Origin of the sequence: Saccharothrix variisporea (assembly GCF_003634995.1) — a bacterium.
In the GTDB taxonomy this organism is placed as follows: Bacteria; Actinomycetota; Actinomycetes; order Mycobacteriales; family Pseudonocardiaceae; genus Actinosynnema; species Actinosynnema variisporeum.
In genome coordinates this window covers 1,750,026-1,773,943 of the sequence record NZ_RBXR01000001.1, presented here as the reverse complement: position 1 = coordinate 1,773,943, position 23,918 = coordinate 1,750,026, and the positions used below count along the sequence as shown (strand labels likewise).

The following is a 23,918-nucleotide window of genomic DNA, read 5'->3' as shown; positions in this document are numbered from 1 at the left end:
GGGCGTACCGGCAATCGCTCAGCCGGGGAGCTGCTCCGGCTCTGGCTCGGCCTCGGAGGGCGTGACCTGCTGCGATATGTGCGCCGAGGCCCGTTCCAAGAACCTCAGCAGTTCCACCGGGAAGGGCAGCACGAGGGTCGAGTTCTTCTCCGCCGCCACCTCGACGATGGTCTGCAGCAGCCGCAGCTGGAGCGCGGCGGGCGTGTCGGCCATGCGGGCCGCCGCCTCGGACAGCTTCAGCGACGCCTGCAGCTCGCCGTCCGCGGTGATGATGCGGGCACGCCGCTCGCGCTCGGCCTCCGCCTGCCTGGACATGGACCGCTTCATGCTCTCCGGCAGGGCCACGTCCTTGATCTCCACCCGGTCGATGTCGATGCCCCACGACACGGCCGGGTTGTCGATCATCAGCTCCAGGCCCTGGTTGAGCCGTTCCCGGTTGGACAGCAGGTCGTCCAGCTCGCTCTTGCCGATGATCGAGCGCAGCGAGGTCTGCGCGACCTGGAGCATGGCGAACCGGTAGTCCTCGACCGTGACGACCGCCTTCACCGGGTCCACGACCTTGAAGTACACGACCGCGTCCACCCGGACGGTGACGTTGTCGCGGGTGATGCCGTCCTGCGCCGGGATGGGCAGGGTGACGATCTGCAGGTTCACCTTCTTGAGCCGGTCCACGCCCGGCACGATCATGGTCAACCCCGGTCCGCGCAGCGCCTGCTGCACGCGGCCGAACCGGAACACCAGGCCTTGCTCGAACTGCTTGATCACGCGGGCCGAGGACGCCAGGCCCAGCGCGGCCAGTCCGAGGACGCCGATGACGATGTCGAAGACCATCGCGACCATCTCCCACGACCAGGTGCTGTTCAGGGTACGCCCGCGAGTCCCGCCAGGCGGACGTCCGCTTGGGCGGTCGGGTTAGGGTCGATCCCATGCAGACCTGGTCATCCACCCCAGTCCCGCGCCTCGCGGGGGAGCCGCGCCCGCTGCGGCTGCACGACACGGCCACCGGAGAGGTCCGACCCACCGCCCCCGGTGACACCGCCAGGCTGTACGTCTGCGGCATCACGCCCTACGACGCGACCCACCTGGGCCACGCCGCGACCTACCTGACCTTCGACCTGGTGCACCGCGTGTGGCTGGACAACGGCCACGACGTGCACTACGTGCAGAACGTCACCGACATCGACGACCCGCTGCTGGAGCGGGCGCAGCGCGACCAGGACGACTGGGTGGTCCTGGGCATGCGCGAGACCGCCCTGTTCCGCGAGGACATGGTGGCGCTGCGGGTGCTGCCGCCCCGCCAGTACATCGGGGCCGTCGAGTCGATCCCCGAGGTCGTGGAGGCGGTGGCGAAGCTCCTCGCCGACGGCGCCGCCTACCGGGTGGACGACCCGCAGTACCCGGACGTGTACTTCGACCACGCGGCGACCGGCCGGTTCGGTTACGAGTCGAACTACGACCTGGAGACGATGTCGCGCTACTTCGCCGAGCGCGGCGGCGACCCGGACCGCGCCGGCAAGCGCCACCCGCTGGACGCCCTGCTGTGGCGAGTCGCCCGACCGGGTGAACCGTCGTGGCCGTCCGAGCTGGGCGACGGCCGTCCGGGCTGGCACATCGAGTGCAGCGCGATCGCCCTGAACCGCCTGGGCACGGGCTTCGACGTGCAGGGCGGCGGCTCCGACCTGATCTTCCCGCACCACGAGTTCAGCGCCGCGCACGCCGAGGCGCTGACCGGGCAGCACCCGTTCGCCCGGCACTACGTGCACGCGGGGATGATCGGCCTGGACGGCGAGAAGATGTCCAAGTCCCGGGGCAACCTGGTGTTCGTGTCGAAGCTGCGGGCGCAGCGCGTCGACCCGGGCGCGATCCGCCTCGCGCTGTTCGCCGGCCACTACCGCAGCGACCGGCCGTGGAGCGACGAACTGCTGGCGGCGGCCAACGCACGCCTGGACACCTGGCGTCGGGCGGCGGCGCTGGCGTCGGGTCCTTCGGCGGTCGACACCGTGGCCCGTCTCCGGGACCACCTGGGCAACGACCTCGACACGCCCTCGGCTCTGGCGGCCCTGGACGCGTGGGCGGACTCGGCGTTGACGTCGGGCGGTTCCGACGCGTCGGCTCCGGGCTTGTTCCGCGACGCCGTGGACGCGCTGCTGGGCGTCGAGCTGTAGGTCTTCCGGTGGTCGGGGTGGCGCCGCCGGTGTCACCCTGACCAGCATGCCGACGTTCGCGTTCGTGGCCGCCCACCCCGACGACGACGCGTACGGCGCGGCCGGGACGGTCGCCCTGCACGCCGGCGACCCCGATTTCCGGTTCGTGCTGGTCCACGCGACGTCCGGCGAGGCCGGGGACATCCGCGAGGGCTTCCCGGCCACGCGCGAGACGCTGGGCGCGGTGCGGCGGGCGGAGTGCGCCGCGGCGTGGCGGGCGGTGGGCCGGGTGCCCGACCGGCACGAGTGGCTGGGCTTCCCCGACGGCGGGCTGGCGGACGTGCCGTTCGACGACCTGGTGGACGCCATCTCGGCGGTCCTGGCCGAGGAGTCACCCGACGTGGTCGGCACGTTCGGCCCGGACGGCATCTTCGGCCACCCCGACCACATCGCGGTCGGCGCGGCCACCGACGCGGCCTTCCACCGCCTGGCCGGCACCCGGCCGGGCTTCCGCCGCTTGCTGCACGGTGCCATCCCGCAGTCGGTGTTCGAGCGCTGGAACGCTCAGCGGGCGGCTCTGGGCCTGTTCGTGTTCGACCCTTCGGAGACCTACCACATGCGCGGGGTACCCGACGAGACGATCGGCGTGACGGTGGACTGCCGTCCGGTCGCCTCGCGGATCGTCGCCGGTCTGCGCGAACACCGCAGCCAACTGCACGTGATGTCCGACGACCCCGACGACACCCGCCAGTGGGAACGCCGCGTGAGCCGCGAGTGGCACGTCATCGCCTGGCCACCCCACGACGGACCCGCGCTGACCGACGTCTTCGAGGGCTTGTCCTGACCCGCGGTGGCGGGTCGGCGGCCCTGGCACCTCGCCCAGCGGAAAGGCCGCCCGCACGAGGAGCGGACGGCCCTTCCGGTCAAGCCGGGGTCACACGTCGAGGGTCCAGCTGTCGATGCGGCCCGTGTCGATGGCGGCCTGGTCGCGGACGCGCAGCTTCCAGGTGCCGGCGGCCGTCTCCGAGGAGGCGTTCACCGTGTAGGTGCGGTTGATGTTGTCCGCGCTGCCGCCCGAGCGGTTGTGCAGGTTGTAGACGGTGCCGTCCGGCGCCACCAGGTCGACGATCAGGTCGCCGATGTAGGTGTGCACGATGTTGACCGTCACCTGCGTGGTCGCCGAGGCGGTGCCGGTGCAGTTCAGCGTGATCGGGCTGTTGACGTCGGAGAAGTCGCCGATCGCCACGTCGGTGTCGTTGGTGACCGGGTCGCAGCCCGTGCCGGGCTCGCGGATGGTCCACGTGAACGTGGCGCTACCCGTGCGCGACGCCGAGTCCGTCACCGTCACGGTCACGTTGTAGGTACCCGAGGTGGTCGGGGTGCCGGTGACCGTGCCGTTCGAGCCGCCGGTCAGGCCCGGGGGCAGGCCGGTGAAGGAGAACGTGTACGGCGGGGTGCCGCCGGTGGCCGTGACGGTCAGGTTGACCGCGGTGCCCACGGTGCCGGTCTGGTTGCCCGGGTTGTTCACCGAGGGGCCGCTGGGGGTGGTGCCGCCGACGTACAGCAGCTTGTTCGCCGAACCGGTACCCGGGTTGGTGATCTTGCCCGAGGTGGCCGCGTTCACCAGCGCCGTCTGCACCGCAGACGGGGTCGCCGTCGGGTTGCTCGACAGGTACAGCGCCGCCGCACCCGCCACGTGCGGCGACGCCATCGAGGTGCCGGAGATGGTGTTGGTCGCCGAGTCGCTGGTGTTCCAGGTCGACGTGATGTTCTGGCCCGGCGCGAAGATGTCCGTGCAGGTGCCGTAGTTGGAGAACGACGCCCGCGCGTCGGTGTTGGTGGAGGCGTTGGTGCTGATCGCCTCGGCCACGCGCGCCGGCGAGTAGTTGCAGGCGTTGGCGTTGTCGTTGCCCGACGCGACCGCGTAGGTGACGCCCGAGGAGATCGAGTTGCGCACGGCGTTGTCCAGCGCGGTGTCGGCGCCGCCGCCCAGGGACATGTTGGCCACGGCCGGCTTGACCGCGTTCTGGGTCACCCAGTCGACGCCGTTGACGACGCCCGCGGTGGTGCCGGAGCCCTGGCAGTTGAGCACCTTCACCGCGATGAGCTTGACCTCCTTGGCCACGCCGTGCGCGGTGCCGCCGACCGTGCCCGCCACGTGGGTGCCGTGGCCGTGGCAGTCGGTGTTGTTGCTGTCGACGGTGTTGGTGCCCCAGGTGGCGCGACCGCCGAAGTCCTGGTGGGTGGTCCGGATGCCGGTGTCGATGATGTAGGCCCGGACGTTGCTCGCCGTGTTGGGGTAGGTGTAGCTGCTGTCCAGCGGCAGGTTCTGCTGGTCGATGCGGTCCAGGCCCCACGACGGCGGGTTGGTCTGCGTGCCGGTGACGTGGACGGGCAGGTCCGCCTGCACGTACTGCACGCGCGGGTCGGCCGCGAGCCGGCGCGCTTGGCCGGCCGACAGGTCCGTGGCGTGGAAGCCGTTGAGGGCGTGCCGCCAGGCGACCTGGACCTTGCCGCCGTACTTGCCGACCAGGGCGCTCGCGGTGTCCGCCGAGGCGGCGCGGGGCGAGGCGCTGTCGCGCAGGACCACGACGTACGAGCCGGCGACGGCGTCCGCGCGGTCGGCGGCCAGCACGTCGGCTTCGGCCGAGGCCACGCCGGCGGTGCTGAACGCCAAGGTCACGGCCGATATGCCGGCCAGGCCGAGTATGGCCGTCCTTCTGGTGGTGCGGGCGTCTCCCATGGCAGGGTTCTCCCTAAGGGCAGGGTCGCTCGCCCGTGCCGGCGGGTGAGCCGGACGGTGCCAGCGGTGCAGGGTTGGGGACGTTCGCGCGAACGGGGTGGAGCCGACCTGGTCACATGCATGGTCGGGGCGAAACCCGGCGGCGAACAGCACCGCACGGCCTAATCAAGTGCCGCCGCAGCTACTCGATCGAGTAAAACCGCAGGTACACAGGTTGACCGTCAGGAGTTAAAGCGCTCGTCGCGGTAGGCGCGCCACCGTTCGAGCATCCCGGGCAGCTCGCGGTGGAAGAACTGGAAGAACGCGAGCGTCTCCTCGATGCGCCGACCGGCCGCCGTGTCGCCGCCGAGCACCTCGACGCCCTCCTTGAGCGGTCCCTCCCAGCGGGCCAGCTGCTGGTCGCGGCGGAAGATCGCCTCGTACCAGACGTCGTCGTAGACCCGGTAGACGTCCCGGCGGGTGCCGGTCTCGCGCTCGCGGCTGACCAGGCCGACCTGGGTCAGGTAGCGCACGGCGCCGGAGATCGCGGCGGGGGAGACGCGCAGCAGGTCGGCCAGCTCGGCGGCCGTGCACGTGCCCTCGTCGGAGGCGAGCAGGGCGACGAACACGCGCGCGGGCATCCTCGGCATGCCCGACTCGGCGAAGGCCGCCGCGAAGCGTTCGATGAAGCGCAGCACCGCCTGTTCGTCCCGCTCACTCACCTGGGTCACCGCCGCATCCTGCCTTCCGCCGCCACGAACGGGTGGCAGTTTATACGCTTCCTTAACTTCACGAGTTTGTGAAATGACTGTAACTTACCGCCCATGACAGCTGCGATATCCGTGTCGGGCCTGGTCAAGACCTTCGGCCCGACACGTGCACTGGACGGGTTGGACCTGACCGTCCGCGAGGGGGAGGTGCACGGCTTCCTCGGCCCCAACGGGGCGGGCAAGTCGACCACCATCCGGGTCCTGTTGGGACTGCTGCGCGCCGACGCCGGCACCGCCACCCTGCTGGGCGGCGACCCGTGGCGGGACGCGGCGGCCCTGCACCGCCGCCTGGCCTACGTGCCCGGCGACGTCAGCCTGTGGCCGAACCTGACCGGCGGCGAGGTCATCGACCTGCTGGGCCGGCTGCGCGGAGGCCTCAACGAGAAGCGCCGTAAGGTCCTGCTCGACCGGTTCGAGCTGGACCCGCGCAAGAAGGGCCGCACCTACTCCAAGGGCAACCGGCAGAAAGTGGCGCTGGTCGCGGCGCTGGCCTCGGACGTCGAACTGCTCATCCTCGACGAGCCGACCTCGGGCCTGGACCCGCTGGTGGAGGCGGTCTTCCAGGAGGCGGTGGAGGAGGAGCGCGGCCGACGGACCGTGCTGCTGTCCAGCCACATCCTGGCCGAGGTCGAGGCGCTGTGCGACCGGGTCAGCATCATCCGCAACGGCCGCACGGTCGAGTCCGGCACGCTGGCCGAGCTGCGGCACCTCACCCGCACCAGCGTGTCCGCCGAACTGGCCGGCCCGCCGAACGGCCTGGCGTCCCTGCCCGGGGTGCACGACCTCAAGGTCGACGGGCAGCGCGTCCGGTTCGAAGTGGACACCGACAACCTCGACGGGGCGTTGAAGGCCCTGGTGTCCTCGGGCGTGCGGACCCTGACCAGCCAGCCGCCGACGCTGGAGGAGCTGTTCCTGCGCCACTACGAGGACGAACTGCCGAAGGTGTCGTCATGACCGGCACGCTCGCCCTGCTCCGGCTGGCGCTGCGGCGCGACCGGCTGCTGCTGCCGGTCTGGGTGATCGGCCTGGTCGGCATCACGCTGTCCACCGCCTCCGCCATGTCCGAGCTGTACGGCACGCAGGCGCTGCGGCAGCAGATCGGCGTGACGGCCGGCTCGAACCCGGCGTTCCTGGCCATGCTCGGCCCGATCTACGACTACACCACCATCGGCGGCATCCTGGCCTGGCGGTGGGGCGTGTTCGGCGCGCTGCTCATCGCGCTGATGGCGATGTTCCTGGTCACCCGGCACACCCGCGCCGAGGAGGAGACCGGTCGGCTGGAGCTGATCGGGTCCACGGTCACCGGGCGGCACGCGCCGCTGGCCGCCGCCGTGCTGCTGTCGGCGTTGGCGAGCCTGCTCATCGGCGTGCTGGTCGCGCTGGGCCTGATCGGGCTCGGTGAGGGCGCTGCGGGCTCGTTCGCCCTCGGCCTGGGGTTCACCGGCGCCGGGTGGGTGTTCACCGGGGTCGGCGCGGTCGCCGCGCAGCTCACCGAGAGCGCCCGCACCGGCAACGCCATCGCGGGTGGCGTGCTGGGCGTGGCCTACCTGCTGCGCGCGGTGGGCGACGCGGCCGGCGACTCCGGTCCGCAGTGGCTGACCTGGCTGTCGCCGCTGGGCTGGGTCGAGCTGGTGAAGGCGTTCGCGGGCGACCGGTGGTGGGTGCTGGGGCTGTCGGTCCTGCTCGCGGTGGTGCTGGTGGGCGCGGCGGCGGTGCTCGTGGCGCGGCGCGACCTGACCGCGGGCCTGCTGCCCACCCGCCTGGGACCGGCCCGCGCGCCGGCGTCGCTGAGCAGCGCGTTCGGGCTGGCGTGGCGGTTGCAGCGGGGGATGCTGCTGGGCTGGACGCTGAGCCTGTTCGTGCTGGGCGGGGTCTACGGGGCGGTCGCGCGGGCGGTCGAGGACATGCTCAAGGCCAACCCGGCGCTGGAGAAGGTGATGTCCCAGCTGGGCGGGACGGGCGGGATCGTCGACGTCTACCTCGCCTCGATCCTGGGCATCATCGGGTTGTTCAGCGCGATCTACGTGGTGCAGGCGGTCTTGCGGCTGCGTGCCGAGGAGGCGGACTTCCGCGCCGAGCCCGTGCTGGCGACGTCGGTGCGGCGGGTGTCCTGGGTGGCCGGTCACGTCGTGTTCGCGACGCTGGGCGTGGCCGTCGTGCTGGCCGCCGCCGGTCTGGGCGCGGGGCTCGTGCACGGCGCGCGGGTCGGTGACGTCGGCGGACAGGTCGCGCGGCTGGTCGGGTCGGCGTTGGCGCACGTCCCGGCGGTGTGGGTGGTCGCGGGCATCGCGCTCGTGCTGTTCGGGCTGTTCCCCAAGCTCACGTCGATGAGCTGGGCGTTCCTGGTGGTGTTCCTCGTGCTCGGCCAGCTCGGGCCGCTGCTGGAGCTGGACCAGTGGGCGTTGGACCTCTCGCCGTTCACGCATGTCCCGAAGGTGCCCGGCGCGGACCTCACGGCGACGCCGCTGGTGTGGCTGACGGTCGTGGCGCTGGCTTTCGTGGCTGTCGGGATCGGCGGGTTCCGGCGACGGGACATCGGCTGAAAGAACTCTTTCGAAAGAACCCTTTCAGGTATACCGTCGGGGCGTGGACCTTCCCCAGCCCCGACGGGTCACCGATGTCGACGCGCTGAAAGCGCTGGCCCACCCGCTGCGGGTGTCGCTGGTGCAGCACCTGCTGGCGGTCGGGCCGCGCACGGCCAGCGAGTGCGCCGCCGAGGTCGGCTCGACCGCCTCGAACTGCAGCTGGCACCTGCGGCAGCTGGCGAAGTACGGCTTCGTCGAGCGAGCCGAGGCGACCGGCGGGCGGGAGCGGCCCTGGCGGGCCACCGACGTCGGCCTGGACGTCGGCGCGTTCGACGACGACCCGGCCGTGCGGACCCAGCAGGACGCACTCGTCGCGTTGCAGCTCAACGAGGACAACCGGCTCGCGCAGCGGTTCCTGGACCGGCAGCACGAGCTGCCCGAGGAGTGGCGGCAGGCCGCCGCCATGCACGGCTACTCGGTCAACGTGACCGCCGAGGAGCTGACCGGCCTGCTGGGCATGATCGACGACATCCTCCGCCCCTACCTCACGCCGCTGCGCGCCGACGTGCCCGAGGGCGCGCGGCCGGCCCACATCGGACTGCGGGCGTTCCCGCGGTGACCGGGCCACTGGGGGTGCCCGCGTTCCGCCGGCTGCTGGTCGCGGCGTTCGTGTCGGAGGTGGGGGACTGGGTGCTGCTGGTCGCCCTGCCCGTGTACGTCTACCAGCGCACCGGTTCGGTCGGGTCGACGGCGACGACGTTCGTGGTGGCGTTGCTGCCGAGCCTGGCGCTGTCCCCGGTGGCGGGCGTGCTGGCGGACCGGTGGGACCGGCGGCGGCTCATGCTGGGGGTGACCCTGGCCCAGGCGGTGGCGCTGCTGCCGCTGCTGACCGGTGACCTGGTGCTGGTCGACGTGGTGGTGGCGGTGCAGGCGGCGCTGGCCGCGTTGTTCGAACCCGCCCGCAGCGCCCTGGTGCCCGAGGTCGTCGGGCGCGAGCACGTGGCCGCCGCGAACGGGCTCGTGGGCCTCGACGCCAACCTCGCGCGGCTGATCGGCGCTTCGCTGGGCGGCCTGGTGCTCGCGTGGGGCGGGCTGCCGGCCGTGCTGTGGGTGGACGTGGTCTCGTTCGTGCTGGCGGCGGCGTTGTTGGTGCGGCGGTTCCCGGTCGAGTCCGTCCCGTCGGCGGGTGGGCACCCGTGGCGGGCGTGGCTGGACGGGCTGCGCGCGATCCGGGGGCCGTTGCGCGGGATGGTCGCCGTGGTGGGGCTGATGGCGGCCGGCCAGGGCATGTTCGTGGTGCTGTTCGTGGTGTTCGTGACCGAACGCCTGGGCGGCGGCGAGGCCGAGGTGGGCTTGTTGCGCGGGGTCCAGGCGATGGGCGGGCTGGCGGGCGGCGCGGCGGTCGGGTGGCTGGCGCGGCGGTTCTCGGCGTGGTCGCTGCTGGGGTGGTCGCTGGTGGCGTTCGCGGGTGTCGCCGCCACCGGGTGGAACGGCGTGCACGTGACCACGGCGTTCGGGTTCTACCTGGCGGTGTTCGTGGTGTGCGGCGCGCCGGGCGTGGTGGCCGGCGCGGGCATGATGTCGGTGCTCCAACTGCACACCTCGGACACGGTGCGTGGTCGGGTGCTGGCCACGTTCCTCAGCCTCTACGACGGCTTCCAAGCACTCGGCATGGTGCTGGCCGGGCTCCTCGCCACCCCGCTGGGGCTCACCGTCCTGCTGAACACGCAAGCGGCCCTCTACCTGGCCGCGGGCCTGCTCGTGCTACTCAGGGTGGGCCTTGCAGGGTCGAACGGCCTTGATGGAAACAGGATCTCAGCTATTCGTGAAAATCGTGTTTACGATCCGTGAGTTCGGCTGACCCGGACCGCCGCCCCTGCCAACGACTCTCCCGCCGGCCGTTCACTCCCAGTGACTAGCGGATGTGGAGACGACCATGCGCAGACGTGTCGCGGTTGCCGCTGCTGCGGTAGCCGCCCTGTTCCTCGGTGTGCTCGGACCGGCCGGCCCCGCCGTCGCCGGATCGGTCGGCAACGCCGCGGGGTTCGAGGACGACGACGGCGACCTCGCCGTGCAGTCCACCTTCGACTGGAACGGCTTCGACCCGACGACGTGGACCGGCACCGCGCCGAACCGCACGTCCACCAAGGTGGCCGCGGGCTGGGCGTTCACCGGCCTGGAGGACGCGCAGGCGACCGGGACCGACACCGGGTTCGCCGGCGGCACCAAGCAGGACTCGATCTGTCCCTCGGTGATCGGCCAGAAAGCGGCCAACAAGGACGACCTCAAGCGCGTGTACGTGGCGAGCAAGACCGTCGACAGCAACGTCTACCTGACGCTGGCGTGGGTCCGCATCCCGCAGAACACGACCTCGCCGTCCGCGCACGTGGCGTTCGAGTTCAACAAGGGCACGACCGCGTGCGGCGGCTCGTCCGGCGCGCTGGTCCGGCGCACCGCCGGTGACATGCTGATCGTCTACGACTTCGAGGGCGGCAGCGCCGACGACCCGACCCTGCGCCTGTCCCGCTGGGTGACCTCCGGGGCCTGCGAGGTCGGCAGCAACTCCGCCCCGTGCTGGGGACCGGCCGTGGCGCTGGCGGACGGTGTCGCCGAGGCGAAGGTCAACACCGGCGCCTCCGCGCTGGACGCCATCGCGCCCACCGACGAGACCCTGGGGCTCAACGAGTTCGGCGAGGCGGGCATCAACCTGACCGCCGCCGGCGTGTTCACGGCCGGCGTGTGCGAGGGCTTCGGCAAGGCCTACGCGGTGAGCCGCTCGTCCGGCAACTCCTCCACCGCGCAGATGAAGGACCTCGTGGGTCCGGGCAACGTCAACATCCGCAACTGCGGCTCGGCCGCGGTCACCAAGACCGGCACAGACGGCGGCAGCCAGGCCGGCGCGGTGTTCACGCTGTACGCCGGCGCGAACACCAGCGGGACGGTCCTGGGCACCTGCACCGTCCAGGCCAACGGCACCTGCTCGCCGACCTTCGTCGACCTGCCCGTGGGCACGTACACCGTCGACGAGACCACCGTCCCCGCCGGGTACGACAAGGACCCGACACTGCCCTACACGTTCAGCGTGTCCGCCGGTGAGAACAAGTCGCTGCCCTTCGTGGACGTCGCCCGCCCCGCCACAGTGAACGTCACCAAGACCAACGACGCCGGAGCGGCCGTGCCGGGCGCGGTGTTCACCCTGTACTCGGGCGGTAACCAGGTCGGCACCTGCACCACGGACGCGAACGGCGTCTGCCAGCCTCCGTTCACCGGACTGGCCCCGGGCACGTACACGATCGACGAGACGACCACCCCGACCGGCTACGTGAAGGACGCCGACCTCCCGGAGATCTTCACCATCACCCGTGGTGAGACGAAGAACCTGTCCTACACCAACGTCCGCACGTTCAAGGTGATCGTCCTGGTGTGCCGCGAGAGCGACGGCACCCTGTACCCGAGCCCGGTCACGATCGACGGCCAGGCCGCGGGGAGCACCCTGTCCGGTGGCCAGGCGTCGGCGGCCGGGCTGTCCGAGGCCGCCCTGTGCGGCATCGGCACCGGTCAGCGCGGTGGCCTGACCACCGGCAACCACAACGCCAACCCGATCGGCATCAGCTAGTCGCCCCCGGTCGCCCCGCCACCACCAGCGGCGGGGCGACCGCCGCGACCAGGGCGGCCGGCACGAGGAAGGCCGTGGTCGGGTCCAGGTGGTAGAGCGGCACGAACGCCACCGGCGCCGCCGCGCCGCCCAGGAACCGGAACGACTGGAGCACCGACACCGCGCCGCCCCGGTTGTCGCCGCGGAGCACCAGGGCGTTGAGCCCGACGATCACCTGCTGGCTGAACCCGCCCGCCAACGCCCACAACACCCCCACCGCGACCAGGCTGGGCAGGACACCCACCAGCGCCAGCAGTCCCGCGCCGACCAGCGCGCCCAGCAGCACGCTGCGTCGGGCACCGACGTGGTCGATCAGCCACCCGGTGAGCCGCGCGGTCAGGATCGAGACCACCCCGAACCCCGTCAACACCAACCCGCGCTGCCCCGACCCGAGCCCGAACGCGTCCCCGAGCCGCAACGCGACCAGGAAGCTCAAGCCGCCCAGGCACCCCCACCCGACGAACCCGACCACCGCGAGCCGGACCACCGCCGGCGTCCACGCGCTGCTCAGCCGGGGCTTGGCCGACCTGGGCGGGTCGGCCGGCAACCCCGCCGCCGCCAACGCCGCCGCCACCACGGCCGCCCCGACGAACGCCCACCGCCACGACGCCTCGGCCGCCAGCCCGCCGACCAGCGGCGCGGAGGTCTGACCGGCCGCCTGCATCGACGCGAACACGCCCAGCGCGCGACCCAGCCGGTGCTTCGGCGTGATCGCCGCGATCGCCGCCAGCAGCAGCGGGGTGGTGAACGCGTTGGCCGCCCCCTGCAACGCCCGCGCCCCCAGGAGCAGCGGGAACGTCCACGAGACGGCACACAGCGCGGAGGCGGCGGTGTAGACGACGTAGGCGGCGCGGACCGTGCGGCGCGCGCCCCAGCGCTCGCCGAGCGTGCCGGACACCAGCATGAACGCGGCGAACGGCAGCAGGTACCCGGTGAGGGTGGCGGCGGCCGACCCGGCGGACACGCCGAAGTCGGCCCCGATCTCGGGCAGGACGGACGAGGTCATCGCCCCGCCGAACGGCCCCAGGAACCCACCGGCGTACAGCCCGCCCACCGCCAGCCGCCGCCGGTCCACCACACCCCCCGCGATCACCTGCCGGGGATACCCCGAACCGCGCCGACCAGTCGTCAGATGCCCGTCGGGCCGCGCCCCGGACCCCGACCGCGCCGCCGCAGGTAGCGCTCGAACTCCGCCGCGATCGCGTCGCCGCTGGCCTCGGTGATCTGGATCTCCGCGTCGCCGCGTTCCTCCAGCGCCCGGACGTAGTTGCGCACGTCCTCGTCCTCGTCGGCCATCTCGCTGACCGTGCGCTCCCACTCCTCGGCCTGCTCGGGCAGCGCGCCCAGCGGCACCTCGACGTCCAGCACCTCCTCCACCCGGTGCAGCAGCGCCAGGGTGGCCTTCGGCGACGGGGGCTGGGACACGTAGTGCGGCACGGCCGCCCAGAACGAGATCGCCGGCACGCCGGCCTGCACGCACAGGTCCTGGAAGACGCCGACGATGCCGGTCGGGCCCTCGTACCTCGAACGTTCCAACCCGAACTTCGCCGCCGCCGCCGCGTCGTAGGCGGTGCCCGTCACGGGCACGGGACGGGTGTGCGGGGTGTCCATGAGCAGCGCGCCGAGGGTCACCACGGTGGTGATGCCCAGGGTCTCGATGTGGCCCAGGAGTTCGCCCGCGAACTTCCGCCACCGCATGTTCGGTTCGATGCCGTGCACGAGCACCACGTCGGTGGAGGACCCCGGCGGGCGGCACACCGTGAGCCGAGTGGTCGGGAATTCCACCCTTCGGGTGACGCCGTCCACCATGCGGACGGTGGGGCGCGTCACCTGGAAGTCGTAGTAGTCGTCCGGGTCGATCTCTGCGAGCGGTTGCGCGTCCCAGGTCAGTTGGAGGTGCTCGATCGCCGTGCTGGCAGCGTCTCCAGCGTCGTTCCACCCCTCGAACGCCGCCACCATGATCGGGTTGGTGAGCGGTTTCGTGGGGTCGAAGGGGGTCTTGGCGGCCTGGTCCGGATCGGTCACCGGGTCAGCCTACGACCACCGGCGCGCACCCACGCCGTAGGCTTGGCCCATGCCCGGTCGTGTCTCGTCGCCTTTCCTGGACGCCCTGGCGCAGCGCGTGGTCGTGGCGGACGGCGCGATGGGCACCATGCTCCAGGCCGTGGACCTGACGCTGGACGACTTCGCAGGTCACGAGGGTTGCAACGAGATCTTGAACGTGACCCGGCCGGACGTGGTGCGGCAGGTCCACCGGGGTTACCTGGAGGCCGGCGCGGACGCCGTCGAGACCAACACCTTCGGGGCGAACCTCGCGAACCTGGCCGAATACGGCATCGAGGAGAGGATCTTCGAGCTGTCCCGCGCGGGCGCCGCGCTGGCCCGCGAGGTCGCCGACGAGTTCGCCGAGCCGAACCGCCCGCGCTTCGTCCTGGGCTCGGTCGGCCCCGGCACCAAGCTGCCCACCCTCGGGCACGCCCCCTTCGCCACGCTGCGCGACGCCTACGTCGACCAGGTGCGCGGGCTGCTGGTCGGCGGCGCGGACGTGGTGATCGTCGAGACGTCCCAGGACCTGCTCCAGACCAAGGCCGCCGTCATCGGGGCGAAGCGGGCGATGGCCGCCGAGGGCGTCACCGTCCCGATCATCGCGCAGGTCACGGTGGAGACCACCGGCACGATGCTGCTCGGTTCCGAGATCGGCGCGGCCCTCACCGCCCTGGAACCGCTGGGCGTCGACCTGATCGGCCTGAACTGCGCCACCGGCCCCGCCGAGATGAGCGAGCACCTGCGGCAGTTGTCCAAGCACGCCCGCATCCCGCTGTCGGTGATGCCCAACGCCGGGCTGCCCGAGCTGGGGCCGCGCGGCGCGGTGTACCCGTTGACCCCCGACGAGCTGGCCGCCGCCCTGTCCGGGTTCGTGACCGAGTTCGGAGTGCGGCTGGTCGGCGGCTGCTGCGGCACCACCACCGAGCACGTCCGGCAGGTCGTCGACGCGGTCCGCGACCTCGCACCGGCCCCGCGCCGGCCGCGCCCGGAGCCGGGCGTGTCGTCGCTGTACCAGGCGGTGCCGTTCCGCCAGGACGCCTCCGTGCTGATGATCGGCGAGCGCACCAACGCCAACGGGTCCAAGGCGTTCCGCGAGGCCATGCTGGCCGACCGGTTCGAGGACTGCGTCGAGATCGCCCGCGACCAGACCCGCGACGGCGCCCACCTGCTCGACCTCAACGTCGACTACGTGGGCCGCGACGGCGCGGCGGACATGCGCGCGCTGGCGTCCCGCCTGGCCACCGCGTCCACGTTGCCGATCATGCTGGACTCGACCGAGCCGGAAGTGCTCCAGGCCGGCCTGGAGTGCCTGGGCGGCCGGTGCGCGGTCAACTCGGTCAACTACGAGGACGGCGACGGCCCCGACTCCCGCTTCCAGCGCACCATGCGGCTGGTGTCCGAGCACGGCGCGGCGGTGGTCGGCCTGTGCATCGACGAGGAGGGCCAGGCCCGCACCGCCGAGTGGAAGGTGCGCGTGGCGGTCCGGCTGATCGAGGACCTGACGCGCAACTGGGGCGTGCGGACCAGCGACATCATCATCGACTGCCTGACCTTCCCCATCTCCACCGGCCAGGAGGAGGTCCGGCGCGACGGCGTGGAGACCATCGACGCCATCCGCGAGCTCAAGCGCCGCTACCCCGAGGTGCAGACGACGCTGGGCATCTCGAACGTGTCCTTCGGCCTCAACCCGGCCGCGCGGCAGGTGCTCAACTCGGTGTTCCTGCACGAGTGCGTGCAGGCCGGGCTGGACACCGCGATCGTGCACGCGTCCAAGATCGTCCCGATGGCGCGCATCCCCGCCGAGCAGCGGGCCGTCGCACTGGACCTGGTCTACGACCGCCGCCGCGAGGGCTACGACCCGTTGCAGCGGCTGATGGAGCTGTTCGAGGGCGTCAGCACGTCTTCGAACAAGGCTTCCCGAGCCGCGGAGCTGGCCGCGTTGCCGCTGTTCGAACGGCTGGAACGGCGGATCGTGGACGGCGAGCGCAACGGCCTGGAAGCCGACCTGGACGCGGCGCTGCGCGAGCGCCCGGCGTTGCAGATCATCAACGACACCCTGCTGTCGGGCATGAAGACCGTCGGTGAGCTGTTCGGGTCCGGCCAGATGCAGCTCCCGTTCGTGCTCCAGTCCGCCGAGGTCATGAAGTCGGCCGTGGCCCACCTGGAGCCCCACATGGAGCGCTCGGAGGACGGCGGCAAGGGCCGGATCGTGCTGGCCACGGTCAAGGGGGACGTGCACGACATCGGCAAGAACCTGGTGGACATCATCCTGTCCAACAACGGCTACGAGGTCGTGAACATCGGCATCAAGCAGCCGATCAACGCCATCCTGGAGGCCGCCGAGGAGCACCGCGCCGACGCCATCGGCATGTCCGGGCTGCTGGTCAAGTCCACGGTGGTCATGAAGGAGAACCTGGAGGAGATGAACTCGCGCGGTGTCGCCGCGCGGTGGCCGGTCCTCTTGGGTGGCGCCGCCCTGACCAGGGCTTATGTCGAGAACGACCTGACCGAGACGTACCTGGGGGAGGTCCGCTACGCGCGGGACGCGTTCGAGGGCCTGCGGCTGATGGACGCGATCATGGCCGCCAAGCGCGGCGAGACGCCGCTGGTGGACCCCGAGGCCGAGCGGAAGGCCGCCGAGCGCAAGGCCCGCCGCGAGCGGTCGCTGCGCATCGCGGCTGCCCGCAAGGCAGCTCAGGTCGAGGAACCCCTGCCGACCGGCCGGTCGGACGTGGCGGTGGACGTGCCCATCCCGACGCCGCCGTTCTGGGGCACGCGGGTGGTCAAGGGCGTGCCGGTCGCGGAGTACTCGGCGATGCTGGACGAGCGGGCCACCTTCATGGGCCAGTGGGGGCTGCGCGGCTCACGCGGCGACGGCCCCACCTACGAGGAGTTGGTGGAGACCGAGGGCCGGCCGCGCCTGCGCTACTGGCTGGACCGGCTGGCCACCGAGGGCGTGCTGGCGCACGCGGCCGTCGTCTACGGCTACTTCCCGTGCGTGTCCGAGGACGACACGCTGGTGATCCTGTCGGAACCGTCGATCGACGCCCCCGAACGCACCCGGTTCACCTTCCCCCGCCAGAAGCGGGACCGGCGGCTGTGCCTGGCGGACTTCTGGCGGCCCCGGTCGGCCGGCGAGGTGGACGTGATCGCGTTCCACCTGGTCACCATGGGTCAGCCGATCGCGGACTACGCCAACGAGCTGTTCGCCAAGGACGCCTACCGCGAGTACCTGGAGGTCCACGGCCTGGGCGTCCAGCTCACCGAGGCGCTGGCCGAGTACTGGCACCGGCGCATCCGCGAGGAGCTGCGCTGGCCGGACGGCGGGTCGGTCGCGGCGGAGGACCCGGCGGACGTCGAGGAGTTCTTCAAGCTCGGCTACCGCGGGGCCCGCTACTCGCTGGGTTACGGGGCGTGCCCGAACATGGAGGACCGGGTCAAGGTCGTGGACCTGCTGGAACCGGGCCGGATCGGGGTCGAGCTGTCGGAGGGGTTGCAGCTGCACCCGGAGCAGTCGACGGACGCGTTCGTGGCGCACCACCCCGAGGCCAAGTACTTCAACGCCTGATGGGGGCGTTCAGGTGGAGAGGGGCGGCATGACCGTCGAGGCCGTGCTGTGGGACATGGACGGCACCCTGCTGGACTCGGAGAAGCTGTGGGACGTCCCGCTCTACGAGTTCGCCGAGAAGCTGGGCGGCACGTTGTCGCTGGAGACCCGCCAGGCGATGGTGGGCTCGAACGTGCCGACGACCATGGCCCTGCTGTTCGCCGAGGTCGGGGTCGTGCCGACGCCGGAGGAGACCGCGGACGGCGCGGCCTGGATCCTGCGGCGCACCGAGGAGCTGTTCCGGGCGGGCCTGCCGTGGCGGCCGGGCGCTCAGGAGGCCCTGCGGGCGGTGCGGGCGTCCGGCGTCCCGATGGCGCTGGTGACGTCGACCGAGCGCGGGCTGACGGAGGTCGCTTTGGACACCATCGGCCGCGAGCTGTTCGACGCGACCGTGTGCGGCGACGAGGTCGAGGGCCGCAACAAGCCGTTGCCGGACCCGTACTTGAAGGCGGCCCGACTGCTCGGCGTGGACGCGTCCCGCTGCGTCGCCATCGAGGACTCGCCCACCGGCGCCGCTTCGGCGGTCGCGGCGGGCTGCACCGTGCTGGTCGTGCCGTGCGACGTGCCCGTGCCCGCGGGGGAGCGGCGGATCTTCCGCGAGTCCCTGGTCGGTGTGGACCTCGACGTACTGGCCTCGCTGCCCGCCTGACGCCGCCTGGATCGGGTTCCGGGCGCGGAGATGCCGCCCGGAACCCGACCGGTCAGGCCGCGAGGGCTTGCGCGCGAGCCGTCGACTGGCGCACCGAGGGATCGGTGAGCAGGCCGAAGACCACGCCCAAGCCCAGCCACAGGATGGCGGTTTCGCCCAGTGACGCCAGGCGGAACTGCCACAGGACCTCGCTGGGCATGTCCGCCGGGATCGGGTCCGGCGAGGCCGGGAAGGCCAGCAGGATCACCGCCACGCCGGCGATCGCGGCCAGCGCGACCACCGTCGAGCGGACCGGCCCGGCCAGGTGGGTCAGGCGGGAGGCCAGGTAGCTGGACCCGTAGACCACCACCAGGCCCGCCGCGATGACGCCCAGGTAGAGCATCGTCCGGTAGTCCACCGTGTCCTGGTTGCCCACCGCGGGCGGGTTGGCCGGGTACTTCACCGCGGGCAGCAGAGCCGCCGCGCCGAAGACCGCCGCACCCAGGGTCACGCTGCGGGTGAACGGCGGGCGGCCGACGAACCAGCGGCGGCTGCCGGCGAGGGCGGTGGCGAACAGCGCGCCGATCGCCAGGCCGACGATCACCGCGCCCAGCACGCCGCCGACCATCTGGGTGCCCCGGCCGAACATCTCACCGTGGTCGTGCCCGCCCGACTCCACCGCGGGACGTGCCTCCTCGACGGCCAACGCCGCCCGGATGGGCACCTCCACGACGACGAGCCCGAACAGGCCCGCCAACAATCCGGCGATGCCGCCCGCGCCGACTCCGCGCAGCAGCACGCCCGTGTACGTGGTCATGGTCGGATGCCTAGTGGCACGGGACGCCGAGCGCGTGGCGCCCGTCGTGGAAGAACTCGTGCAGCGACTCGGCCGCGTGACCGAGGGCGATGCCGTTCTCCTGCAGGACGAGCCAGGTCACCATCAGCGCCAACAGCGCGACGGCATAGGCCCACCGGGGGATGGGAAGGGAAAGGTGGTGCGCGGGGCTCGTCATGACGGCCTCCTCCATACCTCGTGGAAGGTCAACAACAACTCGCGCCGCAGCCGGTCTCCTGACTCCCGGATCGACACCGTCCCCGCGTCTTCCCAGCCGCACCGTGCGACCAGTGACGTTCTCGGCGGGTTGGCTCCCCGGTCACAGTGGCGAGGACCGCGCCGGATTCCCACCGGCTTCCCGTCCACTGCGGCGGTGGAACCGTAAAGGTCCACAACGCCCCGGCACAACCGACCAGACGAGTTGTCATCCACCTCACGCTCGGTCGACACCGACGAATGGAGCAGTGCGGGGCAGGTGGAAGCGCGCAGTCGGCGGTGGTGGGGCGGCGGATTCCGGTGGCGGGTGGCGGTTCCCGCGGCGGGGCGGCGGGTGGCGGAGTGGCCGGGTGGTGGTTCCCGCGGTGGGGCGGCGGCTGGTGGCGGCCGGCGGACCAGTGCGGCCGGGTGGGTCACCTCGGAGGGAGGGGGCAGTCGCCGCAGGTGCCGCCGCCGTCCAGGCGGTAGTACAGGCAGCAGCTGCGCCGCCGGAACGCGACCTCTCCGGGGAACGGGATGAAGTCGCCCGAGCCCTTGAGCGGTGGTTCGGACAGCAACCGTTCGCCGACCGCCACGCAGTGCTCCGCCGGAGCGATGCCACTGCGCGCGACCGTCTTCAGCGCGCCCGCGATCGAGGACGCGGCGTTGCCCCACAGCAGTCCGCTCGCCACCGGCACCACCGCCCGGACCGCCTCGACCACCGGCTCCAGCGACTCGGCGATCCCGACACCCGGCGTGGCTTGATCGATCCGCACGCGCAGCCCGTCCGGCCCGTAGTGCCACCACAGGTTCCCCGGGCGGATGTCGGGCGGAGTCCCGTCCACGGCGTGCGCGGCGGCGGTCGGGCACAGCAGGCGCGCGGTGTAGCTGAGGAAGAACAGCGATGCCGCCACCCGTCGTTCCCGCGTCCGGTACCGCTCCCCGATGGCGTCGAGCGCCTGCGGCAGCGCCGGCCCGTCGAGCAGGTCGGCACCCGACCGCCACTCCTCGCCGGGACGGCCGATGTCGAGCGCGAAGAACGGGCTGAGACCGCGCACCTGGCGCAGGGTGGACAACACGGCGGCGAAGTCGGACACGTGTCCTAGTCTGCCGCCCGTGGACGCACTGGGGCTGGGACTCACCTTCGGCTTGGCGGCGAGCATCAGCCCCGGACCGCTGTTGGTGCTGGTGGTGACCTCGGCACTGCGGTCGGGCTGGCGTGCCGGCGCGCTGGCCGCGTGCGCGCCCCTGTTGTCCGACGCTGTCGTGGTGGGCGTGACCGTGGTGGTGCTCGACCGGCTCCCGGGACGGGCGCTGGGCGTCCTCGGTGTTGTCGGCGCGGTGTTCGTCGTGTGGAGCGGCGTGCGGACCGTGCGCGAAGCCCGGACCGCCACCCTCGACGGCTCCGCCGAGGCCGGCGGCGACGCCCTGCGCCGCGCGGTCCTGCTGAACCTCCTCAGCCCACACCCGTGGGTCGCCTGGGCCACCGCTCTGGGTCCGCTGACGATCACCACGTGGCGCGCGTCGGCGGGGGCGGCGGTGGCCCTGCTGATCGGCTTCTACGTGACGCTCGTCGGCGGCAAGGTCGTCGTCGCCGTCCTCGTCGCGCGCGGACGGCGACGGCTCAGCGACACCGGTTACCGGCGCGCGCTGACCTGCGCTGGCGTGCTGTTGGCGTTGGCCGGTGTGGCGCTGGGGATCGAGTTCGCCGGCTACGGCACCTGAGCGTGTGGCCGCGGCCGGTCGCCGCACCTCGGGCGGGCGCGGGCAGGGGTCAGGGCAGGTAGAAGGTGATCAGGTCGGAGCGGATCGGCGGGAACAGGGTGTGCATCAGGGCCGCGTTCGGGCCCGGGTAGACGTCCGGCTCGCGGGCGGCCAGGCCGCGCAGGCCGTGCGGCCCGAACAGCAGGGACGCCAACTGGTCCGGAGCCACACCGCAGCCGCCCACCACGCCCGGCGCCTGCATGGTGCCGCCCGCGACCACCTCACCCACCTCGCCGGCCTTGTACGGCAGGCGCACGTGGGAGCGGTAGAACGACACCACGGCCTCGCCCTCCGCGTCGGCGAACTCGGACGCGGTCAGCCGCCGGCCGAACACCGGGCGCAGGTGGTCCAGCAGCGCCACCGGGTCGGGGATGCGCACGTAGTACGAGTCCGCCTCCTCCGGAGCAGGACCCAGGAACGGTTCCAGGGCCTCGCCGGCCAGCGTGCCCGGACGCTCGTTCGCCGTCGTCGCACCGGTGTGCGCCAGCAGCGCACCCACCGCACCGGCCTCCGTCACGGCGACCTCGGCCAGGCGCACGCCCTCGTCCGGCGGCGTCGACCGACCGGAGCCGACCGGCACGCCGTCGCGCTCGACCAGCCACTGCGTGCTGCCGTCGCGCGCGATCAGCCAACGCCACAGCGCGGGGGAGTGCGGCATCGACAGGTCCGCCCGCGCCTGTTCGGCCTCCTGGAGGCGGTGCAGCGCCGGGATGTCGTCGAACGTCGCCTCGCGGACGGTGTACCCGTCGGGGGACGCGCCCGTGGCGACCACGGGCCGGACCGGTGAGATGGGGATCGCGTACGTGTACCCGAACAGCCGGTAGAAGTACGGGATGCCCACCATCACCTGCACGAGGTGCCCGCGCGCGGCGGACCGCTCGTGCGCCCACCCCATGAGGGCCCGGACCAGCCCGCGACCCTCGTAGTCGCGATGGGTGGCGACCAGTTCCACCTGCCCCGCCGGGATCTCGACGCCGTCGAGGACCAGCGTCTCGTCCAGCAGGGTGGCGGTGGAGACCACCCGATCACCGTCCACGACGACCGCGCACGCCTCCCACCCGGCGTCCGGGTCCTCGACCACCAGGCGGTGGTCGACGGCGTCCTCGGGTTCGCCGCGTTCGGTGAGCAACGCGCCGATCTGGTCGAGGTCCCGCGGCTCGGCGGTGCGCAGCACCAGCCCGTCCGACAGCGTCATGGGCGCAGTGTCGAGGCTGACCCTCCTTTCCTGCCACCGGTTTTCCGGCTGGTCTGATGTGGACTGGGCGGTCGGTGAGTGGTCGGGTGATCGGGCGGGGTGGTCGGGCGGGGTTTACGCCGGTGTGCCGAACCACCTCCTGAGTGCGGAGTTGAGGTCGGCCGTGTTGTCGCCGGCCCAGGCCACGTAACCGTCGGGGCGGACCAGGACCGCGGCGGCGGGTGGTGTGGGTGTCGGGGCTGTGTGGATGGTGATGCGGTCGGTCCAGGGGCTTGCCGTCGTGCGGAGGTCCGGGTGGTCGGTGAAGTCAAGGAGCAGGGGCTTCGCCGGGTGGGAGAGGCGGGCGACGGTGGTGTCGCCGACCGGGAGGTCGGGCATCCAGCGGCCGGTCAGCGGGTGGGTGGTCGTGCCCATCTCGTAGACGGTGTCGGCGCCGGACATCCGGTGGGACAGGCGGCGGACGGCCTGCTGGTCCTGAAGGAGTTCGGTCAGGACTTCGCGCAGGGCCGTGGTGTTCGGGCCCTCGGCCAGCAGGGCTGTCTGGGCGCGGCTGTGGGTGATCACGCGTTGGGCGACCGGTCGGCGTTCGGACTCGTAGGTGTCGAGCAGGTCCGGCGGAGCCCAGCCGCGCACCTCGGCGGCGAGCTTCCAACCGAGGTTCAAGGCGTCCTGCAGGCCCAGGTTGAGGCCGGGGCCGCCGATGCCGGACTGGACGTGGGCGGCGTCGCCGACCAACAGCACGCGGTGTGCGCGGTAGGTCTCGGCCAGGCGGGAGTTGATGCCCTCGGCCCGGCGGGTCAGCGCCGGTGGTTGGCCGGCCGGGGGAGCCGACAGCGGCAGGTCGACGCCCAGCACGCGTTTGGCCGCCGCGCGCAGTTCCTCCAGGGGCATGTCGTCGGTGTCGGTGAGGCCCGGTTCGGCCGCCTCGATCAGCGCGATCCGGAAGAGGCCGGGCTGGAACATGCCGAACGCGAACACGCCGTGCTCTGTGCGGTGGAACGTGCCGGGCCACAGGACGCCCAGGCCGGGCACGGTGAGCCGCCCGGTGGCGTGGTCGGCGACCGGCTCGTCGACCACCACCTGGCCGGAACGGTGGGTGAAGCCCCGGTCGGTGATGCCCGGGAAGTCGATGCCGGCGCGCTTGCGAACCGCGCTGCGGCCACCGTCAGCGCCCACCATGTACCGGGCGGCGAGGGTGTGCGGGCCGTCCGGACCCGACACGTGGAGCACCACGTGGTCGTCGTGCTGGACCAGGTCGGTGACCTCGTGGCCCCGGTGGACCTCCACCCCGGCGTGGGCTTCCAGCACCTCCTCCAGCCGCCGTTGTGGTACGGGGAGGAGGTAGAGGGCGTTGTCGTCCAGTGTGGACATGTCGAGCGGGAGTGCGCCGAACTGGAAGAAGGGCGCGGGTCGGGGCGGCGCGGGATCGCCGGTGATCCGCTCCCGGATGCCCCGGTAGTCCAGCGCCTGCACGACCCGGCCGACCAGTCCGTTGGCCTTGGGCAGGGTGGGGCGTTCCGGCAGCGCTTCCAGGACGGTGGGGCGGACGCCGGCGCGGGCGAGTTCGCCGGCGAGCAGGAGACCGGTGGGGCCGGCGCCGACGATGACGACGTCGGTGACGGTTTCGGGGGCGGGCCCGGTGACAGGGGCGGGGGCGGTGGTGGCGGTGGCGGTGGTGGCGGTGGTGGCGGTGTGCATGGCTTTGCTCCGTTTCAGGGTGTGGTTGACCGAGCCCGCGCTGCTGGGGCTTGTTTTTTGGGTGCGCTGAAGAGAGCCCGGGTCGCGCCGGGCCTGTGGTGTGGGAGGTGGGGTCTGGGGCGGCCTGCCGGCCG

20 protein-coding genes and 1 riboswitch are annotated in these 23,918 nt (G+C 72.3%); of the genes, 10 read left to right on the top strand and 10 right to left on the bottom strand.

Annotated elements, in window-relative coordinates; all coding sequences use genetic code 11:
• Positions 1–18: 18 nt before the first annotated feature.
• A complete protein-coding gene (locus DFJ66_RS07520; RefSeq protein WP_121230820.1) occupies positions 19–831 on the bottom strand; it encodes a slipin family protein in 813 nt (270 codons plus the stop codon).
• A 95-nt stretch (positions 832–926) separates the two neighbouring features.
• Between DFJ66_RS07520 and mshC the strand changes: the two genes are divergently transcribed.
• The gene (gene mshC / locus DFJ66_RS07515; protein ID WP_121219247.1) at positions 927–2,165 is read left to right on the top strand and encodes a cysteine--1-D-myo-inosityl 2-amino-2-deoxy-alpha-D-glucopyranoside ligase; all 1,239 of its coding nucleotides are present in this window, start codon (positions 927–929) and stop codon (positions 2,163–2,165) included.
• Positions 2,166–2,211: 46 nt separating this feature from the next.
• Complete coding sequence (locus DFJ66_RS07510; RefSeq protein WP_121219245.1) at positions 2,212–2,988, top strand: PIG-L deacetylase family protein; 777 nt, start codon at positions 2,212–2,214, stop codon at positions 2,986–2,988.
• 90 nt (positions 2,989–3,078) lie between these two features.
• Here DFJ66_RS07510 and DFJ66_RS07505 read toward each other — a convergent pair whose 3' ends face one another.
• Together DFJ66_RS07505 and DFJ66_RS07500 are read right to left on the bottom strand one after the other, a co-directional pair.
• On the bottom strand, positions 3,079–4,887 hold the full coding sequence (locus DFJ66_RS07505; protein WP_121219243.1) for a S8 family peptidase: 1,809 nt from the start codon (positions 4,885–4,887) through the stop codon (positions 3,079–3,081).
• Between the two features lie 221 nt (positions 4,888–5,108).
• Positions 5,109–5,597 carry a GbsR/MarR family transcriptional regulator gene (locus tag DFJ66_RS07500; protein WP_121219241.1) on the bottom strand — a complete coding sequence of 163 codons (489 nt, stop codon included), beginning with the start codon at positions 5,595–5,597 and terminating at the stop codon, positions 5,109–5,111.
• Between the two features lie 93 nt (positions 5,598–5,690).
• Between DFJ66_RS07500 and DFJ66_RS07495 the strand changes: the two genes are divergently transcribed.
• The 5 genes from DFJ66_RS07495 to DFJ66_RS07475 all read left to right on the top strand — a co-directional run bounded on the left by DFJ66_RS07495 (position 5,691) and on the right by DFJ66_RS07475 (position 11,777).
• Entirely contained in the window at positions 5,691–6,590 is a 900-nt protein-coding gene (locus tag DFJ66_RS07495) for an ABC transporter ATP-binding protein (protein ID WP_121219239.1), read from the top strand.
• Positions 6,587–8,179 carry an ABC transporter permease gene (locus tag DFJ66_RS07490; RefSeq protein WP_121219238.1) on the top strand — a complete coding sequence of 531 codons (1,593 nt, stop codon included), beginning with the start codon at positions 6,587–6,589 and terminating at the stop codon, positions 8,177–8,179. Before DFJ66_RS07495 ends, DFJ66_RS07490 begins: the two co-directional genes overlap by 4 nt.
• A gap of 43 nt (positions 8,180–8,222) precedes the next feature.
• Complete coding sequence (locus DFJ66_RS07485) at positions 8,223–8,780, top strand: ArsR/SmtB family transcription factor (protein WP_121219237.1); 558 nt, start codon at positions 8,223–8,225, stop codon at positions 8,778–8,780.
• The gene (locus tag DFJ66_RS07480; protein WP_121219235.1) at positions 8,777–10,012 is read left to right on the top strand and encodes an MFS transporter; all 1,236 of its coding nucleotides are present in this window, start codon (positions 8,777–8,779) and stop codon (positions 10,010–10,012) included. The genes DFJ66_RS07485 and DFJ66_RS07480 overlap by 4 nt, the downstream gene beginning before the upstream one ends.
• A gap of 85 nt (positions 10,013–10,097) precedes the next feature.
• A complete protein-coding gene (locus DFJ66_RS07475; RefSeq protein WP_147459187.1) occupies positions 10,098–11,777 on the top strand; it encodes an MSCRAMM family protein in 1,680 nt (559 codons plus the stop codon).
• Here the strand turns inward: DFJ66_RS07475 and DFJ66_RS07470 are convergent.
• Together DFJ66_RS07470 and DFJ66_RS07465 are read right to left on the bottom strand one after the other, a co-directional pair.
• On the bottom strand, positions 11,770–12,909 hold the full coding sequence (locus DFJ66_RS07470; RefSeq protein WP_246029622.1) for an MFS transporter: 1,140 nt from the start codon (positions 12,907–12,909) through the stop codon (positions 11,770–11,772). The two genes, DFJ66_RS07475 and DFJ66_RS07470, sit on opposite strands and share 8 nt — an antisense overlap.
• 35 nt (positions 12,910–12,944) lie before the next feature.
• Positions 12,945–13,841 (bottom strand): PAC2 family protein, encoded by an 897-nt coding sequence (locus tag DFJ66_RS07465; protein WP_121219231.1) that lies wholly within the window; start codon positions 13,839–13,841, stop codon positions 12,945–12,947.
• A gap of 49 nt (positions 13,842–13,890) precedes the next feature.
• On the opposite strand from DFJ66_RS07465, the gene metH reads away from it, so the two are divergent.
• Together metH and DFJ66_RS07455 are read left to right on the top strand one after the other, a co-directional pair.
• Positions 13,891–17,430 carry a methionine synthase gene (metH, locus tag DFJ66_RS07460; protein ID WP_121219229.1) on the top strand — a complete coding sequence of 1,180 codons (3,540 nt, stop codon included), beginning with the start codon at positions 13,891–13,893 and terminating at the stop codon, positions 17,428–17,430.
• 28 nt (positions 17,431–17,458) lie between these two features.
• Positions 17,459–18,118 carry an HAD family hydrolase gene (locus DFJ66_RS07455; RefSeq protein WP_121219227.1) on the top strand — a complete coding sequence of 220 codons (660 nt, stop codon included), beginning with the start codon at positions 17,459–17,461 and terminating at the stop codon, positions 18,116–18,118.
• A 52-nt stretch (positions 18,119–18,170) separates the two neighbouring features.
• On the opposite strand, the gene DFJ66_RS07450 is transcribed toward DFJ66_RS07455, so the two are convergent.
• The 3 genes from DFJ66_RS07450 to DFJ66_RS07440 all read right to left on the bottom strand — a co-directional run bounded on the left by DFJ66_RS07450 (position 18,171) and on the right by DFJ66_RS07440 (position 20,224).
• Positions 18,171–18,914 carry a CbtA family protein gene (locus DFJ66_RS07450; protein ID WP_121219225.1) on the bottom strand — a complete coding sequence of 248 codons (744 nt, stop codon included), beginning with the start codon at positions 18,912–18,914 and terminating at the stop codon, positions 18,171–18,173.
• A 10-nt stretch (positions 18,915–18,924) separates the two neighbouring features.
• Complete coding sequence (locus DFJ66_RS07445; protein WP_121230816.1) at positions 18,925–19,110, bottom strand: CbtB-domain containing protein; 186 nt, start codon at positions 19,108–19,110, stop codon at positions 18,925–18,927.
• A 31-nt stretch (positions 19,111–19,141) separates the two neighbouring features.
• Positions 19,142–19,317, bottom strand: a riboswitch (cobalamin riboswitch).
• Between the two features lie 244 nt (positions 19,318–19,561).
• Positions 19,562–20,224: a (2Fe-2S)-binding protein gene (locus tag DFJ66_RS07440; protein ID WP_121219223.1), complete on the bottom strand. Its 663-nt coding sequence runs from the start codon at positions 20,222–20,224 to the stop codon at positions 19,562–19,564.
• A gap of 19 nt (positions 20,225–20,243) precedes the next feature.
• Here DFJ66_RS07440 and DFJ66_RS07435 point away from each other — a divergent pair, with 19 nt between their 5' ends.
• Positions 20,244–20,852 carry a LysE family translocator gene (locus tag DFJ66_RS07435; RefSeq protein ID WP_170199185.1) on the top strand — a complete coding sequence of 203 codons (609 nt, stop codon included), beginning with the start codon at positions 20,244–20,246 and terminating at the stop codon, positions 20,850–20,852.
• A 49-nt stretch (positions 20,853–20,901) separates the two neighbouring features.
• Here the strand turns inward: DFJ66_RS07435 and DFJ66_RS07430 are convergent, their stop codons facing one another.
• Both DFJ66_RS07430 and DFJ66_RS07425 read right to left on the bottom strand, forming a co-directional pair.
• Positions 20,902–22,086, bottom strand: coding sequence for a GNAT family N-acetyltransferase (locus tag DFJ66_RS07430; RefSeq protein WP_121219219.1), 1,185 nt, complete (start codon positions 22,084–22,086; stop codon positions 20,902–20,904).
• Positions 22,087–22,200: 114 nt separating this feature from the next.
• Positions 22,201–23,784, bottom strand: coding sequence for an FAD-dependent monooxygenase (locus DFJ66_RS07425; protein ID WP_121219217.1), 1,584 nt, complete (start codon positions 23,782–23,784; stop codon positions 22,201–22,203).
• Positions 23,785–23,918: the final 134 nt, after the last annotated feature.

Bases quoted from the DNA above. Each gene is read 5' to 3' on its own strand.
- DFJ66_RS07520 (WP_121230820.1), bottom strand. From the start codon at position 831: ATGGTCTTCGACATCGTCATCGGCGTCCTCGGACTGGCCGCGCTGGGC.
- mshC (WP_121219247.1), top strand. From the start codon at position 927: ATGCAGACCTGGTCATCCACCCCAGTCCCGCGCCTCGCGGGGGAGCCG.
- DFJ66_RS07510 (WP_121219245.1), top strand. From the start codon at position 2,212: ATGCCGACGTTCGCGTTCGTGGCCGCCCACCCCGACGACGACGCGTAC.
- DFJ66_RS07505 (WP_121219243.1), bottom strand. From the start codon at position 4,887: ATGGGAGACGCCCGCACCACCAGAAGGACGGCCATACTCGGCCTGGCC.
- DFJ66_RS07495 (WP_121219239.1), top strand. From the start codon at position 5,691: ATGACAGCTGCGATATCCGTGTCGGGCCTGGTCAAGACCTTCGGCCCG.
- DFJ66_RS07490 (WP_121219238.1), top strand. From the start codon at position 6,587: ATGACCGGCACGCTCGCCCTGCTCCGGCTGGCGCTGCGGCGCGACCGG.
- DFJ66_RS07475 (WP_147459187.1), top strand. From the start codon at position 10,098: ATGCGCAGACGTGTCGCGGTTGCCGCTGCTGCGGTAGCCGCCCTGTTC.
- metH (WP_121219229.1), top strand. From the start codon at position 13,891: ATGCCCGGTCGTGTCTCGTCGCCTTTCCTGGACGCCCTGGCGCAGCGC.
- DFJ66_RS07455 (WP_121219227.1), top strand. From the start codon at position 17,459: ATGACCGTCGAGGCCGTGCTGTGGGACATGGACGGCACCCTGCTGGAC.
- DFJ66_RS07450 (WP_121219225.1), bottom strand. From the start codon at position 18,914: ATGACCACGTACACGGGCGTGCTGCTGCGCGGAGTCGGCGCGGGCGGC.
- DFJ66_RS07445 (WP_121230816.1), bottom strand. From the start codon at position 19,110: ATGACGAGCCCCGCGCACCACCTTTCCCTTCCCATCCCCCGGTGGGCC.
- DFJ66_RS07430 (WP_121219219.1), bottom strand. From the start codon at position 22,086: ATGACGCTGTCGGACGGGCTGGTGCTGCGCACCGCCGAGCCGCGGGAC.
- DFJ66_RS07425 (WP_121219217.1), bottom strand. From the start codon at position 23,784: ATGCACACCGCCACCACCGCCACCACCGCCACCGCCACCACCGCCCCC.